Origin of the sequence: Sphingomonas glaciei, from assembly GCF_023380025.1 — a bacterium.
GTDB classification, from domain to species: domain Bacteria; phylum Pseudomonadota; class Alphaproteobacteria; order Sphingomonadales; family Sphingomonadaceae; genus Sphingomicrobium; species Sphingomicrobium glaciei.
Map to the genome: position 1 here is coordinate 680225 of NZ_CP097253.1, position 14054 is coordinate 694278.

13 protein-coding genes and 1 tRNA gene are annotated in these 14054 nt (G+C 67.1%); 9 read left to right on the forward strand and 5 right to left on the reverse strand.

The window, feature by feature from the left end; all coding sequences use genetic code 11:
* Nucleotides 1-9: 9 nt before the first annotated feature.
* The gene (locus tag M1K48_RS03190; RefSeq protein WP_249504432.1) at nucleotides 10-1221 is read left to right on the forward strand and encodes a glutamate-5-semialdehyde dehydrogenase; all 1212 of its coding nucleotides are present in this window, start codon (nucleotides 10-12) and stop codon (nucleotides 1219-1221) included.
* A 46-nt stretch (nucleotides 1222-1267) separates the two neighbouring features.
* Nucleotides 1268-1936 (forward strand): ATP-dependent Clp protease proteolytic subunit, encoded by a 669-nt coding sequence (locus M1K48_RS03195; RefSeq protein ID WP_249505158.1) that lies wholly within the window; start codon nucleotides 1268-1270, stop codon nucleotides 1934-1936.
* Between the two features lie 56 nt (nucleotides 1937-1992).
* On the opposite strand, the gene M1K48_RS03200 is transcribed toward M1K48_RS03195, so the two are convergent.
* From M1K48_RS03200 to M1K48_RS03220, 5 genes are all read right to left on the reverse strand, one after another.
* Nucleotides 1993-3210 (reverse strand): acyl-CoA dehydrogenase, encoded by a 1218-nt coding sequence (locus tag M1K48_RS03200; protein WP_249504433.1) that lies wholly within the window; start codon nucleotides 3208-3210, stop codon nucleotides 1993-1995.
* Nucleotides 3211-3219: 9 nt separating this feature from the next.
* On the reverse strand, nucleotides 3220-4554 hold the full coding sequence (locus M1K48_RS03205; RefSeq protein WP_249504434.1) for a lipopolysaccharide biosynthesis protein: 1335 nt from the start codon (nucleotides 4552-4554) through the stop codon (nucleotides 3220-3222).
* Nucleotides 4551-5666: a hypothetical protein gene (locus M1K48_RS03210; protein ID WP_249504435.1), complete on the reverse strand. Its 1116-nt coding sequence runs from the start codon at nucleotides 5664-5666 to the stop codon at nucleotides 4551-4553. Before M1K48_RS03210 ends, M1K48_RS03205 begins: the two co-directional genes overlap by 4 nt.
* On the reverse strand, nucleotides 5663-6718 hold the full coding sequence (locus tag M1K48_RS03215; protein ID WP_249504436.1) for a glycosyltransferase family 2 protein: 1056 nt from the start codon (nucleotides 6716-6718) through the stop codon (nucleotides 5663-5665). Before M1K48_RS03215 ends, M1K48_RS03210 begins: the two co-directional genes overlap by 4 nt.
* 55 nt (nucleotides 6719-6773) lie before the next feature.
* Nucleotides 6774-6863 (reverse strand) — tRNA-Ser (locus tag M1K48_RS03220).
* 131 nt (nucleotides 6864-6994) lie between these two features.
* Between M1K48_RS03220 and M1K48_RS03225 the strand changes: the two genes are divergently transcribed.
* The 7 genes from M1K48_RS03225 to M1K48_RS03255 are packed head-to-tail and all read left to right on the forward strand — an operon-like array spanning nucleotide 6995 to nucleotide 14047.
* Nucleotides 6995-8137 (forward strand): lytic murein transglycosylase, encoded by a 1143-nt coding sequence (locus M1K48_RS03225; RefSeq protein WP_249504437.1) that lies wholly within the window; start codon nucleotides 6995-6997, stop codon nucleotides 8135-8137.
* Nucleotides 8138-8176: 39 nt separating this feature from the next.
* Nucleotides 8177-9349 carry a D-alanyl-D-alanine carboxypeptidase family protein gene (locus M1K48_RS03230; protein WP_249504438.1) on the forward strand — a complete coding sequence of 391 codons (1173 nt, stop codon included), beginning with the start codon at nucleotides 8177-8179 and terminating at the stop codon, nucleotides 9347-9349.
* 5 nt (nucleotides 9350-9354) lie between these two features.
* Nucleotides 9355-9975 (forward strand): dTMP kinase, encoded by a 621-nt coding sequence (tmk, locus tag M1K48_RS03235; RefSeq protein WP_249504439.1) that lies wholly within the window; start codon nucleotides 9355-9357, stop codon nucleotides 9973-9975.
* Entirely contained in the window at nucleotides 9972-10949 is a 978-nt protein-coding gene (locus M1K48_RS03240; RefSeq protein ID WP_249504440.1) for a DNA polymerase III subunit delta', read from the forward strand. Before tmk ends, M1K48_RS03240 begins: the two co-directional genes overlap by 4 nt.
* Nucleotides 10950-10995: 46 nt before the next feature.
* A complete protein-coding gene (gene metG / locus M1K48_RS03245; protein ID WP_249504441.1) occupies nucleotides 10996-12504 on the forward strand; it encodes a methionine--tRNA ligase in 1509 nt (502 codons plus the stop codon).
* Nucleotides 12501-13286, forward strand: a complete 786-nt coding sequence (locus M1K48_RS03250) for a TatD family hydrolase (protein ID WP_249504442.1) — start codon at nucleotides 12501-12503, stop codon at nucleotides 13284-13286. The genes metG and M1K48_RS03250 overlap by 4 nt, the downstream gene beginning before the upstream one ends.
* Nucleotides 13283-14047 (forward strand): MBL fold metallo-hydrolase, encoded by a 765-nt coding sequence (locus tag M1K48_RS03255; RefSeq protein ID WP_249504443.1) that lies wholly within the window; start codon nucleotides 13283-13285, stop codon nucleotides 14045-14047. The genes M1K48_RS03250 and M1K48_RS03255 overlap by 4 nt, the downstream gene beginning before the upstream one ends.
* Nucleotides 14048-14054 lie beyond the last annotated feature (7 nt).

Genomic DNA, 14054 nt, shown 5'->3' on the forward strand with positions numbered 1-14054 from the left:
GGAGAGACAATGCTTGCCCTCGGCCGTGACGCCCGGACCGGAGCCGAAGCCTTGCGCGCCGCCACCGCCGACCAGCGCACCTCCGCCATTCGCGGTATGGCAACGTCCCTGCGCGCTCGTGCTCACCTCGTCTTTGAAGCCAATGTGGCGGACCTGGCAGCTGCGACCCGCCACCAGGACCGGCTGATGCTCGATCCCGAGCGGATCGAGGCGGTTGCCGCAGGGCTCGATTCGGTCGCTGCCTTGCCCGATCCGGTCGGCGCGGAGATAGCGCGCTGGCAGCGTCCCAACGGCCTCGACATCGCCAGGGTGCGCACGCCGATCGGTGTGATCGGAATGATCTACGAGGCGCGTCCCAACGTCACCGCGGACGCCGCCGCGATCTGCGTGCGCTCGGGCAACGCCGTGATCCTGCGACCCGGCTCAGACTGCCTTGCGAGCAGCAGGGCGATCCATGCGGCGCTGGCCGAGGGGCTTGAGAAAGCAGGCCTGCCCGCTTCGGCGGTGCAGATCGTCCCGACCGGCGACCGTGCGGCGGTCGGCGCGTTGCTGTCCGGTCTGGGCGGCACGCTCGACCTGCTGATCCCGCGCGGAGGACGCAGCCTGGTCGAGCGGATCGAGTCAGAAGCGCGGGTCCCGGTGCTCGGCCATCTCGAAGGGGTCTGCCACACCTATGTCCACGCCGCGGCCGATCCGGCGATGGCCGCGGCGATTGTCCGCAACGCCAAGCTTCGGCGGGTGTCGGTATGTGGCTCGACCGAAACGCTGCTGATCGACCGCGGCGCCTTGTCGATGCTGCCGGCCATCGCGCAGGCGCTCGATGGCTGCGAGTTGCGCGGCGATGCGGAAGCGGCCGCAATCGTGCCGATGCTCCCTGCCCATGACGAGGATTGGAGCGCCGAATATCTCGCACCGATCCTCAGCATCCGCACCGTAAGCAACTGGCAGGAAGCCGCTTCCCACATCGCCCGCTACGGCACCGGCCATACCGAGGCGATCATCACCGATGACGCCGCGACCGCCGAAGCCTTCCTCGCCGCGGTCGACAGCGCGATCGTGCTGTGGAACGCCTCGACTCAGTTCGCCGACGGGGGCGAGTTCGGGTTCGGGGCGGAGATCGGCATCGCCACCGGCAAGCTCCATGCCCGCGGTCCGGTCGGGCCCGAGCAGCTGACCAGCTTCAAATATGTGGTTCGGGGCAACGGGCAGGTGCGGCCTTGAACTTGTCTCGCCACCCGCCGATGTAGTCACCACACCAAACGACAGGATAAGTCACTTGCCCGACCATCAGGACATCGTCTCCGGCCTCGTTCCCATCGTCATCGAGCAATCGAACCGGGGCGAGCGCAGCTTCGACATCTATTCGCGGCTGCTGCGCGAGCGAATCGTCTTCATCACCGGCCCGATCGAGGATCACATGTCCTCGCTAATCGTCGCCCAGCTGCTCTTCCTCGAGTCCGAGAACCCGAAGAAGGACATCTTCATGTACATCAACTCGCCGGGCGGCGTGGTCACCAGCGGCCTCGCGATCCACGACACGATGCAATATATCCGTCCCCGCGTCGGCACCGTCTGCATCGGGCAGGCGGCGTCGATGGGCAGCTTCCTGCTGGCCGCCGGTGAGCCGGGCATGCGCGTCGCGCTAACCAACAGCCGGATCATGGTCCACCAGCCGTCGGGCGGCGCACAGGGCATGGCATCGGACATCGAGATCCAGGCGCGCGAGATCCTGCGCATGCGCACCCGCCTTAACACGCTCTACGCCAAATATACCGGCAAGGAGCTGGAGGCGATCGAGAAGGCGATGGACCGCGACAGCTTCCTCGAAGCCGACGAGGCCAAGGCCTTCGGTCTGATCGACGCCGTGTTCGACAAGCGCCCTGACGCGGCTGACATGGAACAGCTCGGCATGGGCAGCGGCGGCGCTCCGGAATAATCCGGCGCCTCACGCAACATGAAAAGGGCGGCTCGCGGGCCGCCCTTTTTATTTGCCTAGAACGCGCTGAGGCCGGTGATCGCCCGGCCGAGGATCAGCGCGTGCACGTCATGCGTGCCCTCGTAGGTGTTGACCGTTTCCAGGTTGAGCGCGTGGCGGATGACCTGATAATCGGCGCTGATCCCGTTGCCGCCGTGCATGTCACGGGCGATCCGGGCGATATCGAGCGCCTTGCCGACATTGTTGCGCTTGATCAGACTGATCGTCTCGGGGATCAGCTCGCCGTCCTCCAGCCGCCGACCGACGCGCAGTGCGGCCTGCAGCCCGAGGGTGATCTCGGTCACCATGTTAGCGAGCTTCAGCTGCACCAGCTGGGTCGCCGCAAGCGGCCGACCGAATTGATGCCGGTCGAGCGTATACTGCCGGGCCGCGTGGAAGCAGGCCTCGGCCGCACCCATCGATCCCCAGCCAATCCCGTAGCGGGCTCGGTTAAGGCAGCCGAACGGACCCTTCAAACCCTCGACGTTGGGCAGCAGCGCATCCTCGCCGACTTCGACCGCGTCCATCACGATTTCGCCGGTAATCGACGCCCGCAGCGACAGCTTCTGCTTGACCTGCGGTGCGGAAAGGCCCGGCACGCCCTTTTCAAGCACGAAGCCGCGGATCTTGCCGTCATGTGCCTCGGACTTGGCCCACACCACGAACACGTCGGCGATGGGGCTGTTGGTGATCCACATCTTGGCGCCCGACAGCACGTAGCCGGTGTCGGTCTTCTTGGCGGTGGTGCGCATGCCCCCGGGGTCCGAGCCCGCGTCAGGCTCGGTCAGGCCGAAGCAGCCAACCAGCTCGCCCGAAGCCAGTCCCGGCAGATACTTGTGACGCTGTTCTTCAGACCCGTAGGCAAAGATCGGGTACATCACGAGCGAGCTTTGCACGCTCATCGCCGAGCGATATCCCGAATCGATCCGCTCCACTGCGCGGCTGATCAGTCCGTAACTGACGTAGCCAAGCCCGGCACCGCCATAGGCCTGCGGAATGGTCGCGCCGAGCAGGCCGAGCTGGCCCATCTCGCGCAGGATCTCGCGGTCGAAATTCTCGCTGAGATAGGCCTCGGTCACCCGGGGCTGCAATTTCTCCTGGGCATAGCCCTCGGCGGTGTCGCGGACGAGGCGTTCGTCCTCGGTCAGCTGCTCGTCGAGGCCGAACGGATCGGACCAGTCGAACGGCTTGAGCTTGGGCTCATGGGCGAGGGCGGGATCAGGGGTCTTGAGCATGGCCGCGCCTTAGCCGAGCTGGCCCTCGGCTTCCACCCCGACCTTGGCCTGCGGACGGCTGCGATAGAGGAGCGTCAGCAATATTCCCATAGCCAGCAAGGAGGATAGCCGCCCCAGCACCATCGCAACGCCGGCTCCAACCAGGCCATGGCCGGCGGCGAGGAAAGGCAGGGTGCCGACGAACACCACGGCGCCGATGATGTTCGCGACCAACGGTCCGCCGGGGCGCCCAAGGCTGTAGAACATCGCCGGCAGCGGAAAGGCAAGGGTAGCGATCACCGGCAGAAGCATCAGCACCGTCAGCAGCGGTGCGGCGGGGGTGAATTCGGGACCGAACAGCAGGGTCAGCAGCCGTTCGCCGAGCAGCCCGATCACTACCCACGCCACCAGTGCCACGATGGTACCGAGCGCCATGGTGCGAAGCATCAGCCGCCAGGGATGGTCGGAGGCCGGGTCGTGCCGCATCAATTCGGGGTGCACGGCCTTGGCCATCAGGTCGATCGGGCTCTGCACCGCGTCGATCAGGCTGCTTGCAACGCGGTACAGGCCGGTAGCGCCAGGGCTTAACAGGCCGCCGACCAGCAGCCGGGCGACCGGACCCCAGGCGCTGTTGACCGAGGCGGTCAGATTGACGGTGAAAGCGAAGCGCCAGCCGCCATCGAGGCCGTGCGCACCAAGACGCGGCCGAAGCCCTTTGAGCAGCCCGCGGCGGCGAAGCTCGCGAATGGCTGCGCTCCACAGGTAGAGATCGCCGAGCAAATCGGTCGCCGCCCAGATCATCAGGTAGACGATGAGGTCTGCTTTCAGCAGGTAGGCGCCGACCACCAATACCAGCCGGACATAGGCATCGATCGGCGACTGCCAGGCGATCAGGTCGAAGCGGTCGAGCGCGCGCAGCACGCCATTGGCGGCGCCCGACGCCATGGTCGGGATCAGCAGGCAATAAAGCAGGGCAGGGGTCCGCAGCTCGCTGGGGATCCCGAACCATCCCGCCAGGAACGGCAGCAACGCCATCGCCAGCAGCATTCCACCAATCCCGGTCAGCAGATCGAGCCCGAGGGCGAAGGACACCGCGCGGCGGAACGGCTCGGGATCGCCTTCTTCGAGCGGGCGGCTGCCATAGCGGACGATCACCTGCCACGATTGGAAATGCGTCAGGCTGCTCGCCGCCATCGCATAGCTGTGGACCAGCAGCAGGAAGCCGACGCCCGTCGGGCCCAGGTCGCGCGCCGCCAGCGCCAGCACGGCAAGACTGGCGACCGCCGCCGCGGCCTTGGACAGCCCGAGCAGCGAGGTATTGCGCAGGATCGACTGCATCGAACTATCGTCGAACCAGCGCCTCATCGCAGTTCACCAAGGCTGTCGAGGATCGCCGTTGCGGCGCGCTCCGCCGAACCCTCCAGCGTTCCGAAGGTCTCGGCCACTGCCGTTCGCTGGGCCTCCACAAAGCGGTCGGCCTGGTTCAGCGCAACCTCGATCGCCGGCACCACCCCATCCGGGGCGATCACCTCGCCAAGCTTCCAGAAGGCATAGTCGGGATCGCCCTGCCACTGTACGCCGTGCGCGTTGACGAACAGGCAGGGGCGGGGGTTCAGCAGCAGAAGTTCGTACACCTGGCTCGATACGTCGCCAAGGTAGAGATCGGCGGCCGCGACATGGCTCATGTCGATCATCCGCGGCGAGCCCGTATCGACCAGCACCTGCCCCGGCACGGCCAGCGACTGCCAGCGCTGCAGATTCTCGGCCGAGGCATTCTCGAAAGCGCGGATGTGCGGCGCGACGATCAGATTGACGTCACTCTTTCGGGCTATCGCTCTGACGATCTCGGGAGCCTGCGTTAGCGAAGACAGTTCGGCCCGGAAATGCGGGTTGTAGAGGACGATCGGACGATCATTTTCGAAGGGGCGAGGGCGGCTGCGCGCCTTGTCGGCAAGATATTCAGCCTTCGGATAGCCGACCTGCCGCACCCGATCGGCGCTGACACCATTCTCGACCATCCGCCGCGCGGACTTGGACCCGGCAACCAGCACCCGGTCGAAGCGACGAAAGCGCGGCTCGTATGAGATCGCCCGGTCGCCTGCCCCGTGTGGCTGGCAGATGTACAGGGGCCGGGTCACCCCCATATGCTTGAGCGCGATCGAGGTGCATTCGGCACTGACCAGCGCGTCGAAGTCGCGCAGGTCGCGGCGGCTGCGCCATAGCATCGGCAGCTTGGCGAGGCTCGGCCGGCCGATGCAATCGAGTAGGCCAGGCCGCCGCAGCCGCCGTACGTCGACCTTGGCCATCGGGAAATCGCCAAGCAGACTGCGCACTTCCGCCTCCACCGTCGCATCGGCGCAAAAGGCGCTGACCTTCATATTCTCGCGGTGGGAAAGGGCGGCCGCGACCGGCAGGGTGTGCGCGACATGATGAACCCCGCCGACGTACAGGAAGGCGATGCGGCAGGGTTCGTTCATGCCCTGAGCAACGGGCGCAGGCCCGCCGCGGAAGGCTGTCCACCGATCGGAAGCAGCGGCAGTGCCGCATCCTTGGCCAGCGCCAGCAGGCCGCGCGGATGGCGGGCGGCAAGCCGGGCCAGACGGCCGATCCTAGATGGATCCTTCATCACCCGGCGCAGCGCCGCCTTCATCACGATGAGGTCGAACACCGGCTTCAGCGCCGCTTCCTCGTAGCAGTGCCGTGCCCGGTTGGCAGCGCGGATTCGATCGAACCAGCCTTCCGACCAGTCGATCAGTTCGTCGCTGATCTGATTATCGAACGATCCGCCAAGGATGACGTGCTTGCGCAGTTCTGCCTCGTCATGGCTCATCCCCAGCCGCGCCAGCTTGCGCGCACTGATCGCCATCTGCCGATCGATGATCCGCTCGACATTGCTTCGGATGGTCTGGCCGGCGTGGATCCGGCGCGCGATCAGAAACCGCGGCAAATTCTCCGCTCGGTACTGGTCGGTGAAGCGCGCGAACATGTCGACGTCCTCGCACACCGGAAAGGCCGGGTCGTAGGGCACCGCCTTGATTGACTCGGACCGGCCGAAGATGCTGCTCTGCTGGAAGGCAGAGCGGAACAGCAGCAGGGCGCGGATCTCCTCGTGGCATCGGAATGGCACGCGTCCGGCCTTCATCAGGGTGCCGTCGGCGCGGATCTTGCGCGCCGCGCTGCCGATCATGTCGATTCTCGGGTGCCGCTCCAGAAAGTCATGCTGCACCCGCAGGCGCTCGGGATGGCACAGGTCGTCGCTGTCGAGCCAGGCGATATACTTGCCGGTCGCCTCGCCAAGTGCCCGGTTGCGGGCGAGGGGGATGCCCTGGTTGAGCGTGGTCGTGACCAGCCGCAGGCGCGGATCGTCGAAACCCGCGACTACCTCGGCGGTGCCGTCGGTTGATCCGTCGTCGACGACCACGAGTTCGAAATCGCGCAAGGTCTGCTGCAGCACGCTCCGCACCGCCGCACCGATCGTGTGGGCACGATTGTGGACGATGATCAGCACGGAAACGGCAGGCCCAGCCATGGCTGCCGTCTGGCCGAACCCCCGCCGAAGGGCAAGCGTGCCGGCGGCCAGGGGCTGGCGGATGGGGTGGGATTCGAACCCACGGTGAGCTTCCACCCACGGCGGTTTTCAAGACCGCTGCCTTAAACCACTCGGCCACCCATCCACGTACCAACCCGGGTTTGGTCGCGTTCAGCTTGCGCCGCCTAGACCGTTGGGACGGCTTGGCGCAAGGCGGTCTGAACGGCATCGGGCGATGCGCGTTGGTGGTTCATGCACGGGGAGGACAAGGGTAAAGTGGCGTTTCGGTGGAGCACTTCGCTTGTCTGTCTGGCCGCCCTGGCGCTGACCCCGGCGAGCGCAATGCAGGAACGCGATCCGCTCGCGCCGCTGCCGACGACCCCGCCGCAAGCCGCCCCGGTGCCGGTCGCTCCTCGGCCGGGGCCGACGCTACGGCCGGTCTCGACCACCCCCGTGATCCGGTCATCCGGGTTCGAAGCCTATAAGTCGCGGCTTACCACTGCCGCCCGTGCCGCCGGCGTGCGCGAGGCCACCATCGCCGCGGTCATCCCCTATCTGGTCCAGAATTCGCGGGTGATCGCGCTCGACCGCCAGCAGCCGGGCGGACCGCCCAACAGCAGCGTGATCCCGCCGTTCGCGCCCTATCGCGCGCAGCACGTCACGACCGACCTTATCACGCGCGGGTCGGCGCGCTTCCGTTCCTACGGCCCGCAGCTCGCCTGGCTCGAACAGCGCTTCGGGGTCGAGCCGCAGGTGGTGATGGCGATCTTCGGCCACGAGACCAGCTATGGCCGGATCACCGGCAATTTTGATCTGCTCGAAGTGCTTGCGACCCTAGCCTACGAAGGCCGCCGCCGCACCTTCTTCGAGGAGGAGTTCATCGCGGCGCTTCGCCTAGTCGATCGCGGGACGCCGCGCTCGCGCCTCAAGGGCAGCTGGGCCGGCGCCACCGGCTTTCCGCAGTTCATGCCCTCCAACGTCCTTCGCCTCGCCACCGACGGCGACGGCGACGGCAGCGCCAATATCTGGAACAGCGAGATGGACGGCCTCGCCTCGATCGCCGCCTATCTTCAGGACGCCGGCTGGAAGCCCGGGATTCACTGGGGCGTTCCAGTCAGAGTCCCCGCCGCCCTCAACCGAGCCGCTCTCCAAACCACGCTGGTTCCGCCGCGCTGCCCGCAGGTGTTCCGGCGCCACAGCCGCTGGCTGACGATGCGCGAATGGCGTCAGCTAGGCGTCCAGCCGACCGGACGCAGCCTGCCCGACGGGGAGATGGCGACCCTGATCGAGCCCGACGGGCAAGGCGCCACCGCCTACCTGCTAAGCGGCAATTACCGCGCGATCCTCGATTATAATTGCTCCAACTTTTACGCCCTGTCGGTCGGCCTTCTCGCCGATCGGATCGCGGCGGGGCGATAAGGCCTTCAAGCCTCCACCAGGGGCGGCTACGACGGGGCCATGAATCGCCCCCACATCCTTGCCGCCCTGTTCCTCGCCACCGCTGCCAGCGCCACCGTCGCCGCGGCGCCGCCGTTCGACACCCCGGCGCGGGTCGCCTATCTCGTCGACCTGTCGTCGGGCGCCGAACTGCTCGCCAAGGACGCGGACAAGCCGATGCCGCCCGCCTCCATGGCCAAGATGATGACCAGCGAGGTGGCCTTCGAGCTGATCAAGTCGGGCCAGCTGCCCCTGTCCAAGATGTGCACCGTGCGCCCCGAAACCTGGAAGCAGTGGCACAGCGCCGGCTCGACCATGTTCCTGTCGGTCAACGAGCAGGTCAGCGTCGAAAACCTTCTCCACGGCATCGTCACGTTGTCGGGCAATGACGCCAGCGTGGTGCTCGCCGAATGCATCGCCGGGACCGAGCAGGCCTTCGCCACCCAGATGAACGCGCTCGCCAAGCGTCTCGGCATGAAGAACAGCCGCTTCTGCAACGCCACGGGCTGGCCCGACGAAGGCTGCACCGTCACCACCGCGCGCGACCTTGCGATACTCGCCCGCGCCTCAATTGAGCGTCACCCCAAGCTCTACAAGCAATTCTACGGGCAGCCCAAGTTCACCTGGGGCAAGACCCTGGGCGCGGGCGCGGACATCACGCAGGCCAATCGTAATCCAATCCTTGGCGTCATCCCCGGCGCCGACGGGCTCAAGACCGGCCACACCGACGAAGCGGGTTACGGCTTCACCGGTTCGGCCGAGCAGAACGGACGGCGCCTCGTCATGGTGCTGGCCGGGCTCGACAGCTTCACTGGGCGCATTTCCGAATCCAACCGGCTGATGAGTTGGGGCTTCGGCGCCTGGCAGTCGCGCCCGCTATTCGCCGCCAATGCCGCGGTCGGCTCCGCCCGCGTCCAGCTTGGCGACGCCGCCGAGGTCTTGCTGGTCGCCCCGCGTGCGATCGCGGTCACCTATCCCGCCGGCACCGTCGGCGGCGAGCCCAGGTTGCGGATCGCCTACAACGGACCGCTCAAGGCCCCGATCGCCAAGGGCGCCGAAGTCGCGCAATTGATCGTCACTACTCCCGACGGCACCGTCCAGCGCATGCCGCTGGTCGCCGCGGAAGCGGTCGGCGAGGCCGGCTTCTTCGGCCGCCTGTGGCTCGGCTTGAAGCAACTCGTGGGCGCCGCCTGAACCCGGTGACCAGGGGCCGGTTCATCACGCTCGAAGGCGGGGAGGGGGTCGGTAAGACCACCCAGCTGCATGCGCTCGCCGAGGCGCTTCGGGCCCGCGGACTCGACGTGGTCACGACCCGCGAACCCGGCGGCAGTGAGGGCGCCGAGGCGATCCGACGCCTGCTGCTCGAAGGGGGCGAGGATCGCTGGAGCGCACCCGCCGAAGCCCTGCTGTTCGCGGCAGCCCGGACCGACCATCTCGACAAATTGATCCGGCCCGCTCTGCTGGCCGGACAGTGGGTCATCTCCGACCGCTTCCTCGACAGCTCGCTCGCCTACCAGGGCGGCGCCGGGGGGCTCGGCATCACCGAGGTTCGCTCGATCAACGCGTTCGGGATCGGCGACACCTTTCCCGACCGCACCCTACTCCTGCTCCACCCGGACGGGGCGGAGCGCGCGCTGGCCCGCGATGGCGACAAGGCCGACCGTATCGGCGGCCGTCCCGGCAGCTATCACCAGGCGGTCGAGGCATCGTTCCGCGCCATCGCCGCCGCCGAGCCCGAGCGGGTCCGCCTGATCGACGCCGCCGGAAACCCGCAAGAAGTTACCGCCCGCCTGCTCGCCGCTCTTGAGGACCTGCTGTGACCATCCTCGGCCAGGATCGCGCAGTCGCCGCCTTCCGTTCGGCGATGGACAGCGGCAGCCTGCATCATGCCTGGCTGCTGGCCGGCCCCCGCGGAGTGGGGAAGGGGAGCTTCGCCCGCGCTGCCGCCCGCCGGGTGATCGCCCAGGCCGGCGGTCCGCCGGTCGACCTGCCCGGCCTCGATACGCCGCCCGACCATCGCATGGTGCGGCTGCTCGACGCCGGTAGCCACCCCGACTTCCGCCTGATCAAGCGCGAGGCGCATGAGACCGGCACGAGGAAAGGCGAGCTCCGCCGCGGCATCGTCATCGACCAGGTCCGCAAGCTGCAGGAGCTGTTCGCGGTCGCCCCGAGCCTCGGTGATTGGCGGGTGGCGATCATCGATTGCATGGACGAGCTCGAGCCGCAGGCCGCGCAGGCGCTTCTGAAGACGCTCGAAGAACCCCCGGCCAAGAGCCTGTTTCTGCTGGTTTCCCATTCGCCCGGACGGCTGCTTCCCACCATCCGTTCGCGCTGCCGCCGTCTCGATTTCACCGCGCTCGACACCGCGTCGATGGACACCATCCTCGCGGCGCAACGGCCGCAACTATCAGCCGAGGAGCGCGCTCGCCTGATCCCACTTGCGGGTGGTTCGGCGGGGCGCGCGATCGACTATGCCGAACTCGACCTCGGCCCGCTGGCGCAGGAAGCGCTTGCCATCCTCCGCCAGGGCGACCCCGACAACGTCCGCCGCGCGCGCCTCGCCTCCAGCCTCGCACTCAAGGCGGCGGCCCCGCGCTACGCCGCCTTCCTCGACATGGTCCCGCCCTTGCTTGCCGCCGAAGCCCGCTCGGCCGACGGCTCCCGCCGTCTGCGCGCCGCTGAGGCCTATGAAAAGGCACGCGAGACGGCCACTCTGGCGCCGCGCCTGTCGCTCGACCCGGCCTCGACCGTGTTCGCGCTCGGCACCATCATGGCCGGCGTCGCGCACGGCTAGGCCCGCTCTTCCGCTCCGGGCCTCGCGCCCCTAAAGCGCTTTCGACATGTCCGAACCCTTCTACATCACCACCGCCATCGCCTATCCCAATGGCCGTCCCCACATCGGCCACGCCTATGAGGCAATCGCCGCCGACGTTATCGCCCGCTTCATGCGGGCCCAAGGCCGCGACGTGCGCCTGGTCACCGGCACCGACGAACATGGCCTGAAGATGGTCCAGACCGCCCGCGGGAAGAACCGCGATACGCTCGTGTTCGCCGACGAAATGTCGGGTCATTTCCGTGCGATGTGCGAAGCTCTTGCGATCAGCTATGACGCTTTCGTCCGCACCACCGAACAACGTCACCACTCCGCCAGCATCGCGTTGTGGAAGGCGATGGAGGCCAATGGCGACCTCTACCTCGACCGCTACGAAGGTTGGTATTCGGTCCGTGACGAAGCCTATTATGACGAAAAGGAACTGATCCCGGGCGAGGGTGGCGAGAAGCTGTCCCCGCAGGGCACGCCGGTCGAATGGACGGTGGAAGAAAGCTGGTTCTTCAAGCTGTCCGCCTACGCCGACCACCTGCTCGCCCACTACGAGGCCAACCCCGACTTCATCCGTCCTGAAAGCCGCCGCAACGAGATCGTCCGCTTCGTCGAAGGCGGTCTCAAGGACCTGAGCGTCAGCCGCACCAGCTTCGACTGGGGTGTCCCGGTCCCGGGCTCGCCCGGGCACGTCATGTATGTCTGGGTCGATGCGCTCACCACTTACATGACCGGCGTCGGTTTCCCCGACGACCGCGCAGAGTATGACCGCTTCTGGCCCGCTGACCTCCATCTCATCGGCAAGGACATCGTCCGCTTTCACGCGGTCTACTGGCCCGCCTTCCTGATGAGCGCCAAGTTGCCGCTGCCCAAGGCGCTGTTCGGCCACGGCTTCCTGCTCGCCCGCGGCGAGAAGATGTCGAAAAGTCTCGGCAACGTGGTCGACCCGATGGCGCTGGCCGACACTTACGGCGTCGACTCCCTGCGCTATTTCCTGATGCGCGAAGTCAGCTTCGGGCAGGACGGCAGCTATTCGGACGAAGCGATCGTCACCCGCTGCAATGCCGAACTCGCCAACAGCTTTGGCAACCTCGCGCAGCGCACCTTCTCGATGATCGTGAAGAACCTCGACGGCGCCGTGCCGCCCGCCGGTTCCGCTGCCGACGATGCCGCGCTCCTCGCCAAGGTCGCCGAAGCCGAGGACGGCGCCAAGGCCCGCTTCGCCGATTACGACTTCTCCGCCGGGCTCGAAGCCTGGATGACTGCGGTGTTCGCTGCCAACGCCTATGTCGACGCGCAGGCACCGTGGGCGCTGCGCAAGACCGACCCGGCGCGGATGGCCGAGGTCCTCGGCACCCTCGCGGTCGCTGTCGAGCGTCTCGGTGCGGTCGTCGCTCCGGTCGTCCCCGGCTCCATCGCCAAACTTGACGCCTATCTCGCTGAAGGCCGCGCCGCTGGCCGCCTGTCGTCGCCGAGCCCGATCTTCCCCCGCCTCGAACTGGTTCCTGCGGAGGAGGCCGAGTCGTGACCCTGATCGACAGCCACTGCCACCTCAACTACCCGGGCCTAGTCGAGCGCGAAGACGAAGTGCTGAACAGCGCCCGCGCCCGCGGCGTCTCAGGCTTCCTTAATATCTCGACCCGCCAGCGCGAATGGGCCGAGGTCGTCGCGGCGACCGAGCGTCACCCCGACGTCTGGGCCTCGATCGGCGTCCACCCTCACGAAGCCGACGCCCACCCCGACCTGGGCACCGCCGCGCTGGTCGAGGCTGCTGCGCATTCTCGGGTCGTCGCCATCGGCGAATGCGGGCTCGATTATTATTACGACAAGTCCGACCGTGACAGCCAAAAGGCCCGCTTCCGCGCCCAGATTGAGGCCGCTCGCCAGGCCGACCTCCCGCTCATCATCCACACCCGCGACGCCGAGGAGGACACCGCCGCGATCCTCACCGAGGAGGCCGCGAGGGGAGGGGTGAGGGGTGTCCTGCACTGCTTCACCGGTACCCAGTGGCTGGCCGACCGGGGGCTCGACATCGGCTTGTATGTCTCGCTGTCCGGCATCGTCACCTTCAAGAATGCCAAGGACTTGCAGGCCATCGCCAAGACCATCCCTGTAGACCGCCTGCTGGTCGAGACTGACTCGCCTTTCCTTGCCCCAGTGCCCAACCGCGGCAAACAGTGCGAGCCGGCGTTCGTCGCTGATACCGCCGCCTTTGTCGCCGGCCTGCGCGACGTTTCGCCCGATCAGCTGGCGGCGACCACCACCGCCAATTTCTTCCGCTTGTTCAACAAGGCGGCGCCAGCCCGGTGAAGCTGCGCATTCTCGGTTCGGGCACCAGCTCGGGCGTACCCCGGATCGGTAACGACTGGGGCAGCGTCGATCCTGCCGAACCGAAAAATCGCCGGCTGCGGGCCTCAGCGCTGGTTACTCTTGGCGCAGAGCGGATCCTGATCGACGCCGGTCCCGACCTGCGCGAACAGCTCAACGCCGCCGGGGTGGGGGAGGTCGACCGGGTCGTCATCACCCACGACCATGCTGACCACATCCACGGCCTCGACGACCTGCGCCAGGTCGCCCACAATCGCGGCGATCAGGTTCCGGTCCACGGCCGCGCCGACCTTTTCGATCGGCTGCACTCGCGCTTTCATTACCTATTCAATGGCAATGCGCTCTATCCGGCGGTCTGCCGCACCCACCACATCGACGGCGACTGGAACATCGATGGCACGCGCGTGCGTTTCGTAGATCAGCCGCACGGCCGCATTACCAGCCTCGGCCTGCGCTTTGACGAGGGGGAGAGGAGCCTCGTCTACGCCATCGACTATGTCGAGCTGACCGACGCCATGGCGTCACTTTACGAGAGCGCTGACATCTGGGTGTCGGACTGTCTGCGCCGCCGCCCGCATCCCACTCATGCCCATCTCGACGCCGTGCTCGGCTGGGCGCGCGACCTCAAGGTGGGTCACCTGGTCTTGTCGCACCTCGACAACAGCATGGACCATGCCCAACTAGTGTCCGAACTGCCTGACTGGGTCGAACCGGCCTTCGACGGGCTCGAGCTGGAGCTTTGATTTCAAC